13 protein-coding genes are annotated in these 19,355 nt (G+C 69.8%); 4 read left to right on the top strand and 9 right to left on the bottom strand.

Translation table 11 applies throughout. The features are described from left to right. The first annotated feature begins 135 nt into the window (after nucleotides 1-135). Nucleotides 136-594, top strand: a complete 459-nt coding sequence (locus ABTY98_RS37500) for a lamin tail domain-containing protein (RefSeq protein WP_352225612.1) — start codon at nucleotides 136-138, stop codon at nucleotides 592-594. A 4-nt stretch (nucleotides 595-598) separates the two neighbouring features. Here ABTY98_RS37500 and ABTY98_RS37505 read toward each other — a convergent pair whose 3' ends face one another. Both ABTY98_RS37505 and ABTY98_RS37510 read right to left on the bottom strand, forming a co-directional pair. Further along, nucleotides 599-2,533: an acyl-CoA dehydrogenase family protein gene (locus ABTY98_RS37505; RefSeq protein WP_352225613.1), complete on the bottom strand. Its 1,935-nt coding sequence runs from the start codon at nucleotides 2,531-2,533 to the stop codon at nucleotides 599-601. 146 nt (nucleotides 2,534-2,679) lie between these two features. Then, nucleotides 2,680-3,489, bottom strand: a complete 810-nt coding sequence (locus ABTY98_RS37510; protein WP_352225614.1) for a GH12 family glycosyl hydrolase domain-containing protein — start codon at nucleotides 3,487-3,489, stop codon at nucleotides 2,680-2,682. Between the two features lie 233 nt (nucleotides 3,490-3,722). On the opposite strand from ABTY98_RS37510, the gene ABTY98_RS37515 reads away from it, so the two are divergent. From ABTY98_RS37515 to ABTY98_RS37525, 3 genes are all read left to right on the top strand, one after another. Continuing rightward, nucleotides 3,723-4,736, top strand: a complete 1,014-nt coding sequence (locus ABTY98_RS37515) for a LacI family DNA-binding transcriptional regulator (RefSeq protein WP_352225615.1) — start codon at nucleotides 3,723-3,725, stop codon at nucleotides 4,734-4,736. An 84-nt stretch (nucleotides 4,737-4,820) separates the two neighbouring features. Beyond that, nucleotides 4,821-6,875 carry a glycoside hydrolase family 31 protein gene (locus tag ABTY98_RS37520; RefSeq protein ID WP_352225616.1) on the top strand — a complete coding sequence of 685 codons (2,055 nt, stop codon included), beginning with the start codon at nucleotides 4,821-4,823 and terminating at the stop codon, nucleotides 6,873-6,875. A 115-nt stretch (nucleotides 6,876-6,990) separates the two neighbouring features. Further along, nucleotides 6,991-8,178, top strand: coding sequence for a sulfotransferase family protein (locus ABTY98_RS37525; RefSeq protein WP_352225617.1), 1,188 nt, complete (start codon nucleotides 6,991-6,993; stop codon nucleotides 8,176-8,178). Nucleotides 8,179-8,228: 50 nt separating this feature from the next. On the opposite strand, the gene ABTY98_RS37530 is transcribed toward ABTY98_RS37525, so the two are convergent. From ABTY98_RS37530 to ABTY98_RS37560, 7 genes are all read right to left on the bottom strand, one after another. Further along, nucleotides 8,229-8,945 (bottom strand): glycoside hydrolase family 12 protein, encoded by a 717-nt coding sequence (locus ABTY98_RS37530; RefSeq protein WP_352225618.1) that lies wholly within the window; start codon nucleotides 8,943-8,945, stop codon nucleotides 8,229-8,231. 37 nt (nucleotides 8,946-8,982) lie between these two features. Beyond that, on the bottom strand, nucleotides 8,983-11,178 hold the full coding sequence (locus ABTY98_RS37535) for a glycosyl hydrolase family 95 catalytic domain-containing protein (protein ID WP_352225619.1): 2,196 nt from the start codon (nucleotides 11,176-11,178) through the stop codon (nucleotides 8,983-8,985). Beyond that, complete coding sequence (locus ABTY98_RS37540) at nucleotides 11,175-13,160, bottom strand: beta-galactosidase (RefSeq protein ID WP_352225620.1); 1,986 nt, start codon at nucleotides 13,158-13,160, stop codon at nucleotides 11,175-11,177. Before ABTY98_RS37540 ends, ABTY98_RS37535 begins: the two co-directional genes overlap by 4 nt. Next, the gene (locus tag ABTY98_RS37545) at nucleotides 13,160-15,346 is read right to left on the bottom strand and encodes a 1,4-beta-glucanase (protein WP_352225621.1); all 2,187 of its coding nucleotides are present in this window, start codon (nucleotides 15,344-15,346) and stop codon (nucleotides 13,160-13,162) included. Before ABTY98_RS37545 ends, ABTY98_RS37540 begins: the two co-directional genes overlap by 1 nt. Nucleotides 15,347-15,624: 278 nt before the next feature. Continuing rightward, on the bottom strand, nucleotides 15,625-16,551 hold the full coding sequence (locus tag ABTY98_RS37550) for a carbohydrate ABC transporter permease (RefSeq protein ID WP_352225622.1): 927 nt from the start codon (nucleotides 16,549-16,551) through the stop codon (nucleotides 15,625-15,627). Further along, nucleotides 16,548-17,600, bottom strand: coding sequence for an ABC transporter permease (locus tag ABTY98_RS37555; RefSeq protein ID WP_352225623.1), 1,053 nt, complete (start codon nucleotides 17,598-17,600; stop codon nucleotides 16,548-16,550). The genes ABTY98_RS37550 and ABTY98_RS37555 overlap by 4 nt, the downstream gene beginning before the upstream one ends. Continuing rightward, complete coding sequence (locus ABTY98_RS37560; RefSeq protein WP_352225624.1) at nucleotides 17,600-19,273, bottom strand: extracellular solute-binding protein; 1,674 nt, start codon at nucleotides 19,271-19,273, stop codon at nucleotides 17,600-17,602. The genes ABTY98_RS37555 and ABTY98_RS37560 overlap by 1 nt, the downstream gene beginning before the upstream one ends. Nucleotides 19,274-19,355: the final 82 nt, after the last annotated feature.

A 19,355-nucleotide genomic window follows, 5' to 3' on the forward strand; every position in this document is an offset into this window, starting at 1 on the left:
GGTGCCTTATCAGTTGTTGGCGCCGTATGAAGCGGAATTCCCTTTGTGAGGCTCACGTGAAGATCGTGTGATAACACTTCTGTCGGGTCGGTGGATGACCGGCCCGCCCGGAAGACATCCTGGGGGGATCTCTCCATGCGTACTGCGCACATACGCGCCGCCCTGCCCGCGCTCGCGGGCGCCGCGCTGCTCACCGGCACCCTGCTCAGCACCCCGGCCGAGGCGGCCGGCGGTGTGACCGTCTACCACGTGTGGTTCGACAGCCCGGGCAGCGACAACCGCTCCAACGCGAGCCTCAACGCCGAGTGGGTGCAGATCAAGAACACCGGCGGCTCGGCGGTCTCGCTCAAGGGCTGGGTCCTCAAGGACACCTCCAACCACCGCTACGTCTTCAAGAACATCAAGATCGGCGCCCACAAGACGATGAAGGTGCGCACCGGCCGGGGCACGGACACCGCGTCGGACAAGTTCCAGAACCGCCGCGCCTACGTGTGGAACAACACCAGCGACACGGCGACGCTGACCAGGGCGAGTGGCGCCAAGGTCGACTCCTGCTCCTGGACGACGCGGGATCCGAGCGACAAGTACTGCTGAGCGCCTACTCGATGGGTCGGCGGACGTTCTCCCGCGCGGACGGTCCGGGGGTGGCGTCGGCGATCCACGGGCCCTCGCCCGACGGGTCGACGATGCCGCGCTCCAGCCACTCGTAGGAGCCGCCGAGAACACCCTTGACGACCTTGCGGTCCAGGTCGTCGGTGTTCGACCAGAGGCGGGTGAACAGCTCGTCGACGCGGACGCGGGACTGCCGGCAGAACGCGTCGGCGAGCTGGTAGGCCTCGCGGCCGTGGTCGCCCTGGCTGCGCAGCAGTTCGGCGCGGACACAGGCCGCGCTCATCGCGAACAGCTCCGCGCCGATGTCCACGACCCGACCCAGGAAGCCCTGCTTGGTCTCCATCCGGCCCTGCCAGCGGGACATGGCGTAGAAAGTGGACCGGGCGAGCTTGCGGGCATGCCGCTCGACGTAGCGCAGATGCGGGGAGAGGTCCACGCCGTGCTTGAAGTCGGCGTACGAAGTGGGGAGTTGGCCGGGACCCGCGACCAGCTTCGGCAGCCACTTGGCGTAGAAGACGCCCGCGTTCGCGCCCGCCTTCGCCTTGTCCTGGAGGGACTTGTCGGGGTCGATGAGGTCACCCGCGACCGACAGATGGGCGTCGACGGCCTCGCGGGCGATCAGCAGGTGCATGATCTCCGTGGAGCCCTCGAAGATGCGGTTGATGCGCAGGTCGCGCAGGAGCTGCTCGGCGGGGACGGCGCGTTCCCCGCGCGCCGCGAGGGACTCCGCCGTCTCGAAGCCGCGCCCGCCGCGGATCTGGACCAGCTCGTCCGCCATCAGGCAGGCCATCTCGGAGCCGTAGAGCTTGGCGAGGGCGGCCTCGATACGGATGTCGTTGCGGTTCTCGTCGGCCATCTGGGAGGACAGGTCGACGACCGCCTCCAGGGCGAAGGTGGTCGCCGCGATGAAGCTGATCTTGGAGCCGACCGCCTCGTGCAGCGCGACCGGCTTGCCCCACTGCTCACGGACCGCCGACCACTCGCGGGCGATCTTCAGACACCACTTGCCGGCGCCCACGCACATCGCGGGGAGGGAGAGCCGGCCGGTGTTGAGGGTGGTGAGGGCGATCTTGAGGCCCGCCCCCTCGGGGCCGATGCGGTTGGCGGCCGGGACCCTGACCTGGTGGAAGCGGGTGACGCCGTTCTCGAGACCGCGCAGGCCCATGAAGGCGTTGCGGTTCTCGACCGTGATGCCCTCGGAGCCGGCCTCGACCACGAAGGCGGTGATCCCGCCCTTGTGCCCCTCGGACCTGGGTACGCGCGCCATGACCACGAGCAGGTCGGCGACCACGCCGTTGGTGGTCCAGAGCTTCACCCCGTCGAGGACGTAGTCGTCCCCGTCCGGTACGGCGGTGGTGGCCAGGCGCGCCGGGTCCGAGCCGACGTCCGGCTCGGTGAGCAGGAACGCCGAGATGTCGGTGCGGGCGCAGCGGGGCAGGAAGGCGTCCTTCTGCTCCTGGGTGCCGAAGATCTTCAGCGGCTGCGGGACGCCGATCGACTGGTGGGCGGAGAGCAGGGCGCCGACCGCCGGGTTCGCGGAGCCGACCAGGGCGAGGGCCTTGTTGTAGTAGACCTGGGTGAGGCCGAGGCCGCCGTACTTGATGTCGATCTTCATCCCGAGGGCGCCGAGCTCCTTGAGGCCGGTGACGACCTCGTCGGGGATGCGCGCCTCGCGTTCGATGCGGGCCGAGTCGATCTTCGTCTCGCAGAACTCGCGCAGCCGGGCGAGGAACTCCTCGCCGCGGCGCACGTCCTCGTCCGCGGGGAGCGGATGCGGATGGATGAGGTCGAGCCGGAAGCGCCCGAGGAACAGTTCTTTGGCGAAGCTGGGCTTGCGCCAGTCCTGTTCCCGGGCGGCCTCCGCCACCTGACGGGCCTCCCGCTCGGTGACGGTGGGTTTTTTGGTGGTGGGGGCGGACATTGAGGGCTCACCTCGCCACAAAAGGGAATGTTGTGGACCGTTCGTTACCGACCAGTGCTACTGGATCGTTGGTACCCGAAACGGGGCGCCCCCACCAGTCCTCGCGGTCCGATCGGGTCATCGGGCCGACCGTCGCCGGGGGTGTCTCAGCCGATGTCGACGGAGTACGACTTGGTGTCCAGGCGGCCCGAGCCCTTGAAGACCTCGCTGCCGGCCTCGATGCCGGGGAGGTACTTGTCGTTGCTCAGCAGTTTGCGGCGGACCAGGCCCTGGGTGAAGTCGTCGATGTCCAGGGTGGCGCCGGTGGTGTTGGTGCGGCGGACGAAGGAGTAGACGTTCCAGCCGATGTTGCCGCGGTAGATGTCCCACATCGTGCCGCCGAGGCTGACGCTGCCGTACCTGGTGCCCAGCGGTCCCGCCCCGCCTTGCCGGTTGAGCCAGATCATGATCTCGTCGGTGGGCTGGTCCTGCCAGTCCGCGGTGTTCTTGGCGTGCAGCCAGAGGTCGTAGGCCACGTCCAGGGTGCCGGGGTCGGAGCTGAGCGAGAAGTTCCACCGGGTGGTGACCTTCTTGCGGTCGCCGACCCGGATCGGCAGTCCGGTGGACGCCTTGTCGACCTTCCAGCCCCAGTGCCAGCCGAGGACCGTACTGGCGTACGACTTGACGTCCGAGTCGCTGCCCTTGCTGTTGTTCGCCCAGGTGTACGACGTCCCCCAGGAGATCGTGGAGCCCGACCGGGAGTTGTCCCAGACGCACTGGCTGCCGGTGCCCTCGTCCTGACCCCAGAGGTTGTCGTTCAGGTAGTACTTGCCGAGCGTGACGGTGTCCAAGGCGGTGCACTTCCTGCTCGACTCGCCGGCCTGCGCCACGGTGACGCCCGCGGCGGCCGCCAGTGCGACCGAGACGGCCAGCAGCGACTTCGCCGTCCTGGACAGGCGCGGTCTGCGGTGTTGCATCGAGGGGTCTTTCCGGGGGACGGTTCGGGGTACGACCCGTCTGACGGCCGTACGACCTCTTTGTGGCCGCCACCCCTCCGAAAGGTTGCCGAGGGCACACCGCCAATTGGCTGTCGAAGCGCTTCGACAGACTCTGGACACCTACCTCCACGGAAGCTACTGTCGGAACACCCTCACTCACCCTTGTCAGCAATGCGCACTGTCGAAGCGCTTCACAAAGCTTGGAGAGCTGGATGGTCACCCTCGCCGAGGTCGCCCAGCACGCCGGAGTCTCGGCGAGCACGGTGAGCTATGTCCTCAGCGGCAAGCGGTCCATCTCCACCACCACCCGGCAGCGGGTCGAGCAGAGCATCCGGGAGCTGGGCTACCACCCGAACGCGGGCGCCCGCGCCCTGGCCAGCAGCCGGTCGAACATCATCGCGCTGATGATCCCGCTGCGTACGGACATGTACGTGCCGGTGATGATGGAGATCGCGATCGCGGTGGCCACCACGGCCCGCACACACGGCTATGACGTCCTGCTGCTCACCGGCGAGGAGGGGCCGGACGCGGTGCGCCGGGTCACCGGCAGCGGGCTGGCCGACGCGATGATCCTGATGGACGTGGAGCTGGAGGACGAACGGCTGCCGCTGCTCCGGCAGACCGACCAGCCCTGCGTGCTCATCGGTCTGCCCGCCTCCACCACCGGGCTGACCTGTGTCGATCTCGACTTCGGGGCGACCGGCGCGCTGTGCGTGGAGCACCTCGCCAAGCTCGGCCATCACGACATCGCTGTCATCGGCGAGGCACCCGCGGTCTACGAGCGGCACACCGGCTTCGCCGAGCGCACCCTCGACGGACTGCGGTCCCGGGCCAGGGAGTTGGGCCTGCGGGTGCTGCACCGGCCGTGCGAGGGCGGATACGACGCGATGGCCGTCACCCTGGCCCGCATCTTCGACGAGCGCCCGGGCACCACGGGCTTCGTCGTCCAGAACGAGTCCGCGGTGGAGCCGCTGCTCGCGCTGCTGCGCCAGCAGGGCCGGGCCGTGCCCGAGGACGTGTCGGTGGTGGCGATCTGCCCGGACCAGGTCGCCGTCCAGGCCTCGGTACGGCTGACGTCGGTCGCCATCCCCGCCCAGGAGATGGGCCGGTACGCCGTGGAGCACCTGGTCGCCAAGCTGGAGGGCCGGGGCGGCGACGAAGTCGTGCTGATCGCCCCTGAGTTGACGGTCCGGGCAAGCACGGGACCGGCACCGGCCGGGTCCTGACCCACCCCGCTCTCCCACTCTTTCGCACCGCCCCACCACTCTGCCTTGGCACCCCATGCCTGCACTCATTCAGGAGGCCGCCGCGTGAATCAGCCTGCCGAAGTCCAGTCCGCCGTGGCGCCGCCCAAGGTGAGCCTCGCGCAGTCCTCCCCCACCGTCGGCATCTTCCGTGAGCGGGACGGCGCCCTGGAGTGGAGCGGCCGTCAGGAGACGCTGCGGATCGAGCCGTGGGGGCCGGACGCGGTCCGGGTGCGTGCCCGGCTCGGCGGTCCGGTCCTCGACGGTCTGCCGGGCGCCCTGCTCGACGAGCCGCCGGCCACCGAGTCGACCGTCAAGATCGTCGACGGTGAAGGGCGGCTGACGGTCGGGAGCCTGACCGTCGAGGTGTCCGCCGAGGGCCTGGTCCGGTTCCTGCGCACCGACGACCTCTCGGAGATCCTGGCCGAGGAGCGCGCCCACTTCTGGTGGCCCGGCTCGCGTCTCTACACCGCCGTCGGCAACGGCCACCACCGCCTGGAGCAGCGGTTCGTCTCCTACGAGGGCGAGAAGCTGTTCGGCCTGGGCCAGCACCAGCACGGGCGCCTCGACCAGAAGGGCCTGGTCCTCGACCTGATCCAGCGCAACGCCGAGGTCTCGGTCCCGGTCCTGGTCTCCAGCCGCGGCTACACCCTCCTGTGGAACAACCCCGCGATCGGCCGTGTCGAACTCGCCGGCAACGGCACCCGCTGGGTGGCCGACTCGGCCCGTCAGCTCGACTACTGGATCACGGCCGGCACTCCGGCCGACGGCCAGCGCACCTACAGTGCGGTGACCGGCCGGTCGCCGATGCTGCCGGAGTGGGCGGCGGGCTTCTGGCAGTGCAAGCTGCGCTACCGCACCCAGGATGAACTCCTCGCCGTGGCCAGGGAGTACAAGCGGCGCGGTCTGCCCATCTCGGCGATCGTCTGCGACTTCTTCCACTGGACCCACCTCGGCGAGTGGAGGTTCGACCCGAAGGAGTGGCCCGACCCGGCCGCGATGGTCCGCGAACTGGCCGAATTGGGCATCAAGCTGGTGGTCAGCGTGTGGCCGTCGGTGTCTCCGCTGAGTGAGAACCACTCCGTCATGGAGCAGCACGGCTACTTCATCGGCACCCAGTACGGCCCGATGGCGCACGCCGACTGGCCGGACAAGGAGGTGGCGTCGACCGTCCAGGTGGCCTTCTACGACGCCACCAACCCCGAGGCCCGCGCGTTCGTGTGGTCCCGGGTGAAGGAGAACTACCTCGATCCGTACGGCATCACGGCGTTCTGGCTGGACGCCTGCGAGCCAGAGCTGAAGCCCGGCTTCCAGGAGAACCTGCGCTACTGGACGGGTCCGGGCCTGGAGGTCGGCAACAGCTACCCCGCCGAGAACTCCCGCACCTTCTACGAGGGCCTGCGGGCACAGGGCGAGGAGGTCGTCACCCTCAACCGTTCGGCGTGGGCGGGGAGCCAGCGCTACGGCGCCGCGCTGTGGTCCGGCGACATCGGCACCGACTTCGCGACCCTGCGCCGGCAGATCGCGGCCGGCCTCAACACGGCCCTGTCCGGCATCCCCTGGTGGAACACCGACATCGGCGGCTTCCACGGCGGCGACCCGGACGACCCGGCCTACCGCGAGGTGATGGTCCGCTGGTTCCAGTTCGGTGCCCTGTCCCCGCTGATGCGGCTGCACGGCTTCCGCGACCCGGGCATGCCGCTGGGCCCCGACATGACCGGCGGTCCGAACGAGGTGTGGTCGTACGGCGCGGAGACCGGCACGATCCTGGAGAAGTACCTGCGGCTGCGCGAGCGTCTGCGGCCGTACGTCCTCCAGGTCATGCGGGAGGCCCACGAGGAGGGCCTGCCGGTGATGCGGCCACTGTTCCTGGAGTTCCCGGAGGACCAGACGGCCTGGACGGTCGACGACGCGTATCTGTTCGGCCGGGACCTCCTGGTGGCGCCGGTGCTGACGGCGGGCGCCACCGCCCGGACGGCGTATCTGCCGGCGGGCGCCTGGTGGACGGACGCGTGGACCGGTGAGTCGTACGAGGGCGGTACGGCGGTGACGGTGGACGCGCCGCTGGATCGTATCCCGCTGTTCCTGCGGGACGGGGCGAAACTGCCGGTCACGGGGTAGCGGCGGCCGGTTGCGGTTACCAGCCGGTAAATGTCTCAACTCAGCAGTGTGGGCGGGCAGTTGGAGGGGGTAGTACGTATCCCTTCCCTGTCCCCCCGCGAAGGGCCCCGCTGCCGTGTCCTCCGGCCCGCTCCCCCTCACGCTCGCCAATCTGCTCCTCGGACCCGCCTCCCGCGCCCGCCGCACACCGGACCAGGCCTTCGAGCGCCTGCTCGACGCGGCCGGCCGCACGGACGGCGACGAACGGTTCGCCGACGACTTACGTCACCTGCTGCGATGTTGGTCGGGTGCCGAACACCTCACCCCCGTCGGCTGGCTGTCGGCCCGCGGCCACGTCGGCCGCCATCTCGCCAACCGGGCCCGCGTCCGCCGGCTGCTCGCCGAACACCCCGAGATCGAGCGGGAACCCGTCGACCGGCCGGTGTTCGTGGTGGGCCTGCCCCGCACCGCGACCACGCTCACCCACAGCGTGCTCTCCCTCTCCGCGGACCACCGCTGCCCGCTGCTCTGGGAGTTGCTCACCCCCGACCTCGAACCGGGTCCCGCGGAGCGGGAGAAGGCGATCACGACCGCCCGCCGTCTGGTCGGCGGGATCAACCTCTTCGCCCCGGGCTTCCGGCACATCCACAACCTGCGCCCGGACGGCCCGGAGGAGTGCACCTTCGCGCTGCCGCACACCGTGATGCCGCTGTCCCAGGCGGTGATCCCGGAGTACCTGCCCTGGCACGAGAGTCATGACTTCGAGGCCGACTACCGGTATCTCAAGCAGATCTACCAGGTGCTCCAGTTCGGCCGCCCGCGTCGCCGCTGGGTGCTGAAGTCCCCGCTGCACCTGGAGAACCTGGACGCGCTGCGCGCGGTCTTCCCGGACGCCACGATCGTGTGGACGCACCGCGATCCGGCCACCGCCGTGGCCTCGTTCTGCAGCCTGGTCGAGCACGGTATGGCGGTCAGCACCCGCCCTCTCGACCTGGGCTGGATCGGCGCCACCTGGCTGGAGCTGCTCAGCCGCTCGGCCGCCCGTGGCCTGGCCGCCCGCGCGCACATCCCTCGCGAGGCACTGGTGGACGTGCCGTACACCTGGCTGGGCGCCGACCCGGCCGCGGGCGCCCCGAAGCTCTACGCGGCCGTCGGCGCCCGCTGGACCGAGGACGACGCGGCCCGCCTCCCCGCCGTGGTCGCCCGCCCCAAGGGCACCCGCGTCCACAGCTACGACCTGGCCCGCTACGGCCTCACCCGCGCGGACGTGGACGCGGCCTTCGCGGACTACAACGCGCTGCGTGCGGAGGTCGAGCGGGCCTGAGCACGAGCGACCGGCCCCGCGCGGCTCGCGGGGCCGGTCGCTCGCTCAACTCAACTGCTGCTGACGCTCTCACTGTTGACGGCGAAGTCCAGGCCACCGGCCGAGGACGTGATCTCGAAGCCGAACTGCAGGTCCCCGATGGTCACGTTGCCGAACCAGCCCTTGGTGTCCTTGATCCAGTCCAGGATCGACAGGACGTTGACGGTGCCGGAGCTGGAGTTGGAGGTGCGGACGAACGAGAACACGTCGTTGGAGCCGTTGTTGCCCTTGTAGACGGTCCAGGTGTGGCCGCCGAGCGTCACGTTGCCCTGCGAGGTGCCGAGCGGGCCGACGGCTCCGGTCTTGTTCATCCAGAGCATGATCTCGTACTTGTAGTTGGTGTCCCAGATGTCGTACGTCGTCTCGTACGCGCCGGACGACGGGACCGTGACGTTGTAGCTGCTGGAGAGCGAGCCGAGGGAGGTGATCGACTTGCCGATCACCTTCTTGGCGTTGGGGTAGGACTTGATGCCGCCGGTGTTCGGGTGGTCGGCCCAGACGCCCCAGTTGGTACCGGAGTTGGCCCAGATGCACTGGCTGCCGGCGCCGGAGCCCCAGATGTCGTTGTACAGGGTGTAGCCGTTCAGCGTGGTGCTGCCCCACTGGTCGCAGGAGCTCCAGACGGCGGCGGAGGCGGGGGCCGAGGCGAGGCCGATCGTGGCGCCGAGCGCCAGAGTGGGTGCCACCAGCGCCAAGGTGATCCGCTTCTTCAGCGTGCGTGTTGCCATGGTGTCCCTTCCATGGGTGGGGGGAATTACAGGGGGGCTACCACGTCCCCAGGGTGAGGACGTGGTCTTCTCCGGCGACGAGGTCTAGCGGCTGGGCGCCGGTGGAAGTCCACAGGTCGATGCGCAGCGTCCGGTGCGGCTTCAGGACGGCTCGCGCAACGCCGGGGGTCCAGGAGAGGTCGAGTTCGGCTCCGAAACGGGTGCGGATGCCGTGCAGTTGGCCCCTTTCGAAGGCCGCTGGGAGTGCGGGGAGCAGGACCAGCCGGTCCGGGGTCGACTGGACGAGGGCTTCGATGAGCACGGCGGGCAGGGTGTGTGCGGCGTCGGCGTTGTAGACGTCGCGGTTCGGGTAGTGCGCGCTCATCAGGGAGGCGTGGAAGAAGTCGCCGTCCAGGACGTGGTCGAGGGCGGCGGCGACCCGTTCGCCGTCCCGCAGACGGGCCGCGATCAGCGCATGATGCAGATGGCCGTGGGCGGAGTCGTTCTCGGCGCCGCGCAGGTCCAGGGCACGGTGGGCGGCTGCCGCGAGCTCGGGGGTGTCGTAGGGGGTGATCTCGTCGAGCGGCCAGACGCCGTAGAGGTGGCTGAGGTGGCGGTGGTCGTAGGTGTCGTCGAGGCCGGTCCAGGCCCACTCGGCGAGCGCGCCGTCGGTGTTGATCCGGTGCGGGGGCAGCCGGTCGGCGAGGGCGCGCCAGCGGTCGGCGTCCGGACCCGGGTGGTAGTCGGCGGCCGTGAGCAGGGCGTGCCGGGCGGCCGAGAGATCCATCGCCGCGTTGATGGCACCCCAACCGGCGTTCGCGGGCCGGTTCTCGGGCGAATAGGAGGGGACGATCACGAGGTGGCCGTCGGCGTCGGACCGGCTGAGGAAGTCCTCGTAGAACTCGGCGACTTCTGCCAGCACGGCGGCGGTACGCGGATCGCGTTCGCCGCGGATCTCGTCGTGGTCGACGAGCGGTTTGAGCAGCCAGTCGGCGCCGGCCGTCCACAGCTGGTGGGGGTATTCGCGGTCGAAGTGGTACGAGTACCCGGACTCGCCGTCGGTGTGCGTGGGCGCGACGAGACCCTCGGCACCGAAGACAGCACGGGCGTTCTCCCGCCAGTCCGGCAGCTGGCGATGGATCAGAGCTGCGTGGGCGGCGGTGACTTCGGGCAGGGCGCCGGTCGCCGCTGAAGCCGTCTGCAGGTTGAGGTTGGCGTTGGTGGTGAACGCTCCCGACCAGGCAGTGTTCCAGTCGCCGGTCCACAGTCCGGTCAGGCGGGGCGGGTTGAGGCCGGAGGCGGAGAGCAGGTGGTAGCGGCCGGCGGCGAAGAGCCGTTCCAGCAGGGCGGCGCTTCGGGGCTGTTTGAGCAACTCGGAGCCAGGTAGGGCGCGTTCGGCGGGGCCGGCGGCCAGGTCGAGGATGACGCGGGTGTAGGCCGTGCGGTGCAGGTCGAGGTGGCGGACGAGCAGGGTCTCGTACGACTGCCCGTCTTCGAGCAGGTCGCGCAGCTCGCGTGCCTCGGCGGTCACGTCGAGTTCGCCGGTGTGGCGGCGGACCCGGGTGAGGAGCAGGACGGAGGAGGCGCCGGTGACGCGGACGCCCGGCGGGACGAGACGTGTCCTGCCGCCGGTCACCGCGAGGACGGTCACGCCGGTATAGGCGAGGTCGCTGTCCGGGTAGCGGGCGCGGAGGCTGAGCAGGGCACCCTCGGGGGTGAGGAGCGCGCTGTGGCCGATGCCCAGGCCGCCGGGTGTGCCGGGGAGTTGATGGTCGAGGGCGATGCCGAGGTCGGCGGTGGTGACCTGCTGCACGATCACGTCGTCGGCACGGGAGACGAAGACGCGGCTGGTCCAGTCGGCGGCGGTGGCGGTGGCCTCGCCGGTGGTGAAGTCGACTCGACGCCGGTATCCGTCGGTGTTGCCGGGTGATCTGCGCAGCCGTATCTGGAAGGCGGGGTGGAAGGGCTGCACCCACTGGAGCGGGCGGCCGTCGGTGAAGGTCTCGGCGGCGGTGAGGTCACCGGCGAGCAGCCGGTCCTGGAGTGAGGGCAGTTCGGCGGCGAGGCGGGGCGGTCGGGCGTGTTCGCCACCGTTGGGGCGGACGAGAGTGTGGTGGGTGACGATGACACGGTCGTCGTTCGGATCACCGAACACAAGGGCGCCGTGGTGGCCGTTGCCGCTCAGGAAGGCGTCCTCCCAGCGGACGGCGGGGGCGGGTTCCCAGGTGCCGTGGACGGGTCCCGTGGTGGTCATGGCCTGAGCACCGCCACTCCGTATCGGCTGAGGGTGATTTCGCCGGTGATCGTAGAGTCGGTCAGCAAGTCGCGTTGCCAGCCTGGCACTTGGACTGTCGCCGTCTCACGCCCGTGGTTGAACAGGAACAACAGCTCTCCCCGGCGGACCGCCTCGACGGCCGTCGGCAGACCGTCGAGGACCGGGTGGACGCCCACCTCGGCGGCGATCCGGGCGAGCAGTTCGCGCAGCGCCTCCGGTTCCGGGAGGGTGGAGACGTACCAGGCGGCCCCGTTGCGCAGCACGGCCGGCAGCCCGTCGAGTTCACCGCCCTTGTAGGGCACCGTCTCGGCTACTCCGGGTGCGGCCTCGATCTCCTCCGACCAGAGGGTCCCCCGGAAGCCCTCGCATTCGACGGTCTCCCCCGCGTCCAGCGGCCACCACTCGTGCAGGGTGCGGATGCCGAACAGCTCGCGCAGCCGGGGATCCATACCGCCGGGCCGGATGCGGTCGTCCTCGTCGGCGATACCGGTCAGGAAGCCGCTGACCAGGGTGCCGCCGCCGCGGACGTAGGCGAGGAGGTTGTCGATGGCGGGGTCGGTGAGGAGGTAGAGCTGGGGTACGACCACCAGCTTGTAGGCGGACAGGTCGTGTTCGGGGTGGGCGAAGTCGGTGGTGAGGTGGGACTCCCAGAGGGCGCGGTGCCAGGCGTGCAGCACGTCCGGGAGGTCCACCTCGGTGGAGAGCCGGCCTTCGTGGGCGCCGGCCCACCAGGAGTGCCAGTCGTGCAGGATCGCGACGTCGGACTCGATATGGCGGTCGGTCACCTCCGCGCCTATTCGGACGAGTTCCGCGCCGAGCTGCTTGACCTCCTGGTACGTACGGCCGTCCGCCCCCGCGTGACTGACCATCCCGGAGTGGAACTTCTCCGCGCCCTGCCGGGACTGGCGCCACTGGAAGTAGCAGACGGCGTCCGCGCCCCGGGCCACGGCCTGGAGGGACCACTGGCGGTTGAGGCCGCGCGGCTTGGGGTGGTTCACCCCGCGCCAGTTGACCGGCCCGGCCGCCTGTTCCATGAGCATCCAGGGGCCGCGCGCCTGGGAGCGGGTCAGGTCATGCACCAGGGCGCTGTGTTGGGGAGAGAGCGGGTCGCGCGGGTCGGGGTAGAGGTCGACGGAGACGATGTCCTCCTCCTCGGCCCAGCGCCAGGCGTCCTGGCCGATCCACAGCGGCATGAAGTTGGTGGTCACCGGGATGTGCGGGGTGTGCCGGGCGACGATGTCGCGCTCGGCTGCGTAGCACTCCAGGAGCATGTCGGAGGTGAAGCGGCGAAAGTCCAGCACCTGGGTGGGGTTCTTCAGGTAGTGGGCGTGGCGCGGGGGCAGGATGCCGTCCCAGGTGTCGTAGCCCTGGCTCCAGAATGCTGTTCCCCAGGCGGAGTTGAGGGCGTCGAGGGTGCCGTAGCGCTCGCGCAGCCAGCGGCGGAAGGCGGCGGCCGCCTCGTCGCCGTAGTCGAAGGTGCAGTACTCGTTGTTGATGTGCCACAGGGTGAGGGCGGGGTGGCCGCCGTAGCGGGCGGCGAGGTCTTCGGTGATGGCTGCGGCGTAACGGCGGTAGGTGGCGCTGGAGTGCGAGAAGTGCTGGCGGCCGCCCCACCACTCGATGCGGCCGTCGGCGTCCCGGGGCAGGGTGTCCGGGTGCAGCCGGCCCAGCCAGGGCGGGGGCGAGGCGGTGGGGGTGGCGAGGACGACGCCGATGCCGTTGTCGTGCATCAGGTCCATGAGCCGGTCCAGCCAGCCGAAGTTCCGCTCCCCCGGCCGGGGTTCGATCCTGGCCCAGGAGAAGACGCCCATGGTGACGGAGTTGACGCCGGCGTCCTTCATCAGCCGGACGTCCTCGTGCCAGGTCTCCTCGGGCCACTGCTCCGGGTTGTAGTCGCCGCCGAAGAGGATGCGGCCGCGGGTGGCGTCGGTGAGCGCGGGCCTTTCCCGCCCAGCGGCCATCAGGCGGGCTCCCCGTACTGGATGCCGCGCCCGTTGGTGGCGAGGTAGACCCGGCCGTACACGCGCGGGTCACCGGTGATCGCCTGTCCGGTCCAGCCCCACTGGTGCTGGTCGTCGTTGATACGGGTCCAGGACGTGGCCTCGTCGTCGGAGCGGTAGACGGCGGTGATGGTCTCGGTGGAGCCGACGAGGTAGATCGCCGGGTAGTCCGCGCCGTCGGCCGCCTTGCCGAAGCCCAGGGTGTACGACGCCCAGCAGCTGCCGACCTTGGTGAAGGTGGCACCGCCGTCGGTGGAGCGGTAGAGCCCGTTCCACTTGACGCTCAGCCACAGGTCCCCGGACCTGCCCGGCGCCGCGACCAGCTGGAACTGGCTGTCACCCGAGGGCAGCCCGCTCGCACGCGCCGTGAAGGTACGGCCACAGTCAGTGCTGGCTTGTAGCGTTCCTGTGTCGGTGTCGTACGCGTAGAAGAGCGTCGGGTCGGCCGGGTCGGCGACCGGCGTGGCGCCCTTCGGGAAGGAGGAGATCTCGGTCCAGGTGGCGCCGTTGTCGTCCGAGCGGTGGGCTGGGTACTTCGTCCCGTCCCAGTGCACGAAGGACCACAGCAGCACGCCGCCGTCGGCGTTGGTGGCGATCGGCCCCGGTGCGTCATGGGCGAGGGAGGGCTGGGCGGCGAAGGGCGCCCAGGTCCGGCCCCCGTCGTTGGAGAAGGCGCCGTTGCCGTTGTCGCCCCAGCCGGTGCGGACGACGTACGACGGCCTGTCCGCGGCCTGCGCGAGTCCCGTCGCCGACCCGAACACGGGGTTCGTGGCCATGCCGCGGGACGGAGACGCGGTGAGCCGCTCGTGGTACATCACGCCGATGTCCCCGAGCCCGCTGATCAGGTGCGCCTCTCCGACCGGGGGCGAGATCAGCTGGCGCACGGCCGTCTCCTCCAGGCCACGGATCCGCGGGGCCCAGTGGACGAGGTCACGGGTGCCGTAGACCGTGGCGCCGGTGCCGTAGAGGACGTGGTTCGAGTCGTACGGGTCGACGGCGACGGCCTGGATCCACCAGCCGAACTTGGGCTGATCACCGCCCCACTTGAGGAAGGGAGTCTCTGATACGTCGAAGACGGCATGGTCCTTCAGGGAAGTCCAGGTGCGGCCGCCGTCGGTGGTCCGGTAGAGGGTGTCGCCGGCCGACCACCGGTTGTTGGTGGAGACGACGACGGTGCCGGGGCGACGGGCGTCGACGGCGACCCCGCCATAGCCGAAGGTGTCGCTGTCGCCGGGGACGGCCGGGGTGACCTCGGTCCATCGGCCGGTGGCGACGGCCAGCTTGTGCAGGCTGCCGTCGGCCTGCCCGTTGGGGCCGGGGGCGTCGGCGTACGTCACGTGCAGCTCGCGCGCGTGGCGGTCGTAGGCGGCCCGGACCGGGACCTTGGCGGAGGTGCCGGTGGGCTGGCCGGGGACGGCTTCCCAGGTGGTGCCGTCGGTGGTGCGGTAGAGATTGACGGCGGTCGCGCTGCCGTCGCCGTCACCCCAGCCGGCGTAGACGGCACGGCCGACGGCGACCAGGAGGGTGACGCCCTGGCCGGAGGCGGAGGGGGTGGGGGGGAACCCGGGGGCAGCTGACCAAGCGGCGCCCCGGTCCGTGGACTTCAGTAGTCCGTCGTGCCTCGTCCCCAGCCAGAGGGTGTCGCTGTCACGCGGGTCGACGAGGAGGCGCTCGCCCATGCCGCGGCCGTCCTCGTTGGCCCCGAGCCTGACGGGGAGGTCGGTGCGGGTCCAGGTGGCGCCGCGGTTCTCTGAGCGCAGGATCGCGCCGTTGCCGGCCCAGGACTGGGCGTAGGTGCCGAGGGCGAGGTAGAGCCGGTCCGGGTGGGCGGGGTCGACGGCGAGGGCCTCGACACCGAGGAGGTTCCAGTCGTCCCAGCCCAGGTGGTCGATGAGGGGGGTCCAGCGGGCGACGCGGTCGTCCCAGCGGTAGGCGCCGCCGATGTCGGTGCGGGCGTAGGCGAGACCGGGGGTGGTGGGGTGGAAGAGGATGCCGGTGACGAAGCCGGTGCCGCCGATCACTGTGTTGCGCCAGCGGTAGGTGGCTGGGGTGGCTGCGTTGGCCGTGCCGGGGAGGGCGGGGATGGTGGTGAGGGCGGCGGTTGCTGCGGTCGCGGCGAGGACGGTTCTGCGGCTCAGGGTGGGCATGGGGAACCTTCGCTGGACGTGGGTTGGGTTGTGGTGGTCCGGGGTGGGGGCTGGCGCGGGGGTGTCGCCTACCGGCTCGAGCAGGGTGCCGCCCTTCTTGGGGCCGGGAGCCGGCCCAGCGGCACGACTGCCCGCAGCTGAGTGGCTGGCGCGAGCCCGGTGCCCCATGAGGGGCGCGGGGCTGTATCGATGTGCGACTACCGCCGCGTGGGCGCGACCAGCCACGGCCCACCAGCAGTCGCCGACCCTCCGCACCGCCCCCTCCAGAAGGCCGTCGGCTACCCCTTGACCGCCCCGGTCAGCATCCCCTTCTTGAAGTGGCGCTGGACGAAGGGGGATGCGATCGCGACAGGGATCAGGGCGAGCACCATGACGGCCATCTGCAGTCCCAGGGCGGAGAGTTGACCGGTGCGGACCGCCTGCTGGAGGCCGGTCGGCGCCTCGGTGTTCTTCTGGACCAGCTGGATGAGCACGTTCTGCAGCGGCATCATCTGCTGGTCGCTGAGGTAGATGGAGGCGTTGAACCAGGCGCTCCAGTACCCGACCGCGTAGAACAGGGAGATGACGGCCAGCACCGCCCGCGACAGCGGCATGACGATGGTCAGCAGGATGCGCAGATCACTGGCCCCGTCGATGCGGGCGGACTCGGTGAGTTCGGGGGAGATCCCCATGAAGAAGGCTCGCAGGACGAGGATGTTGAAGACGCTGACCGCGCTCGGCAGGATCAGGGACAGATACGTGTCGGTGAGGCCCAGCGACTGCACCAGAAGGTACGTCGGGATGAGGCCGGCCCCGAAGAACATGGTTGCCATCATGGTCATCAGGAAGAACCGGTGGCCCAGACTGCCCGGCCGGGACAGGCCGTAGGCCGCGAGCACCGACACCGTCATCGAGAACAGCGTGCCGACGAGCGTGACACCGACCGAGACCATGATCGCCCGGCTGACCTGGCCGCCGCTGAGCAGCTCCGTGTAGTTGACGAAGGTGATGCCCCGGGGGATCACGACGAGGCCGCCGACCCGATCGATCACGGGCTTGGGAGAAACGCTGGTGACGATCACGATCCACAGCGGACCGAGCACCCCCAGGGCGCAGAGCACGAGGAGGCCGCCCTTGGCGGTGAGTCCGGCCTTGCCGGGCGGCTCCTCCCACACGGGGCGGGCGGGAGCCCTGAGGCTGCGGACGAGCTGCGTGTTGAGGCTCACTTCTGGTACACCCCCTGCTCGCCGAGCAGGTGCGCGAACTTGTTCGCGCCCAGGACGAGACACACTCCGATGGCTCCCTTGACGAGTCCGACCGCGGCCGCATAGCTGAAGTCGCCGTTCTGGATACCCATGTTCCACACGTATGTGTCGAGGACCTCGCTGGCTCCCGCGCCGACCGCGTCCCGCTGGAGCAGGAACTGCTCGAATCCGACGCTCAGCGCGTCGCCCACGCGCAGAACCAGCAGCAGCGCGATCACCGGACGCAGCGCGGGCAGCGTCACATGCCACATGCGCCGCCAGCGCCCCGCTCCGTCCATGGCGGCGGCCTCGTAGAGATCGGTGCTGACGGCGGCCAGCGCGGCGAGGAAGACGATGATCCCCCAGCCGGCGTCCTTCCACACGGCCTGCGCGGTGACCAGGTACTTGAAGAGGCTCGCGTTGGTCATCAGGTCGAAGCCGCTCCACCCGTGGTTCTCAAGGGTCTGCGCGATGATGCCCGCGCCGCCGAAGACCTGCTGGAACACGGTGACCACGAGGACCCACGAGAAGAAGTGCGGCAGATACATGATCGCCTGTGCCACCGCCCGGACCCGGGGCCGGACCACACTGTTGATGAGCAGCGCGAGAGCGATGGGGATCGGGAAGAACAGCACCAGTTGGAGCACGAACAGGACGAGGGTGTTCTTCGCGGCGCTCCAGAACAGCGGGTCGTCGACCATCCGCGAGAACTGCTCCACCCCGACCCAGGGGCTGTGGAAGATCGCCGTGACTCCGTTGCCGGAGACATACGGGTCGTAGTCCTGGAAGGCGACGACGTTACCCAGCAGTGGGATGTAGTTGAAGAGCAGGAGCAGGAAGATGACGGGCAACGTCATAAGGATCAGCGCGCGGTCCCGGCGCAGCCGGACCCTCAAGGGGACCTTGGCCGCCTTGCTCGCCTTGCGCGGCACCCTGTCCTTCGCCGCGGCGGCGGCGACCGCGGCCGTCGGTTCCTCGACGGCCGCGGCGGGGCGAGTCCCCTCGGGCCTGCTCCCGGCCGTGAGAGACATCAGTTGCCGCTGCCGTTCTTGTCGATGAGCTGCTTGTACCAGTCGCGCAGCTTGTCACCCCCGGAGGACTTCCAGGTGGAGATGGCCGCCTGCACGTCCGACAGCTTCCGGTTGCCGCGCACATAGTCGATCTCCAGCTGCTCGAACTGGCTGGAGAGGTTCGCGTAGCGGGTCGGCTCGACGATGTTCATGCCGTACGTGGACGTCTTCCTCATGAAGGCACCCATCCGCTGCTCCCACTCGACCTGCTTGCGGGCGACGTCGGGGTAGTCGGGGTGGGCGAAGTAGGGGGCCGGCGCTGCCAGCATCACCCAGGCGTTGATCACCTCGGTGTTGCCCTGGTCGGTCTTGACCGGGACGCCGTTCTTGACCGTGTAGTGGGTGCCCTCGACGCCGTAGTCGACGAGCATCCGCTCCTTGGTGCCGTAGGGCGCGGCCGAGAAGTTGGCGGCGGCGAGCGCGTTCTCCACCGTCGTCTTCGATGCGCCCTTGCGGATCAACGACCAGATGGTGGCGGGCTGGGAGGCGTACAGCGTCGGGTTGCCGCCGTCGGCGCCGAAGATGTCCATGCCGTCGATCTCGAAGTCGGGGTTGGCGGCGGCCTGTTCGGCGGTCTTCCCGTACCAGGCGGAGGTGTCGTTGTTGAAGACCAGGATCTGCCCGGCGGTGAACCGCTGTCCCGAGTCGCCCGAGCGCGCCTTGTCGTCGGGGTGCACGACCCCCGCGTCGAACAGCTTGCGGGTCCACTCCAGGGCCTCGAGGTACTCGGGCTGCTCGATGCGGTACGTCAGCTTGCCGTCGGCCCCGATGTTCCAGCCGAGCGTCCCGGAGGGTCGGACGCCGAAGATGTTGCCGGCGGTCCAGGACATGTCGCCGCAGGCGTACACCTTGGCCTTGGCGCTGGTGGCCTCCTTGGCCCAACTGAGGAACTCTTCGGGCGACTTGGGTACGGAGTAGCCCCTCTTGTCGAAGATGTCCTTGCGGTAGTAGGGCACGATGAAGGTCGCGGCAGCGGCGGGCATCGGAATGCCGCGCAGCGCGCCGCCGAAGATGCCCATGCGCCAGGAGTCGGAGGGGATCGCGGCCAGGTTCGGGTACTTCTTGACCTTGTCGCCCGCCAGGTAGGGGCCGAGGTCCATGAACTTCGCGGTGACCGCGTTCGAGATCTTGCCGACCAGTTCCCAGCTCGGCACGACCACCATGTCTGGTATGTCGCTGGAGGCGAGGACGGCGCCGAGCTTCTGGCCGTAGGTGTTGCCGTCCTGGTTCTGCCAGGTGACCTTCGTGCCCGCCGCGGCGTCGAGCGCCGTGTAGTAGGCGCAGCCGGCCTTGGGCGGGGAACCCCAGAACGGGGACATGATTTTGAAGGGGGCGCCGGTACCGAGCTTCTTGGGGACCGAGGTGGAAAGGCTGGCGAGGTCGACCTTGCCGGTGTAGCCGGCCGCCGAACCGTTCTTCGATGCGATGTCCGGCTTGGCGACCGTGCTGGCGACGTACGTCGGCAGCAGCTTCATGGCGTCCTTGCCCGATGTGGTGCCCCCGCCCGAGCCACTGTCCGAGCCGCCGCAGGCGGCGAGCAGCGGCAACCCGCCCGCCACCGCTGCGGTGGCGACTGCCGTGGAGGCGAGGAAACTTCTCCGACTGGGAGCGGACGAGGCGGCGTTCGGCGTCATTGCGTCAACCCTTCATGGCGCACCAGGACACCCGGCGGTGGCCGTCGGCTGCGGTGTCTCGAGTGGAACTGGCTGAGTTGAA

The organism is Streptomyces sp. NPDC096040 (assembly GCF_040303265.1).
GTDB lineage: Bacteria > Actinomycetota > Actinomycetes > Streptomycetales > Streptomycetaceae > Streptomyces.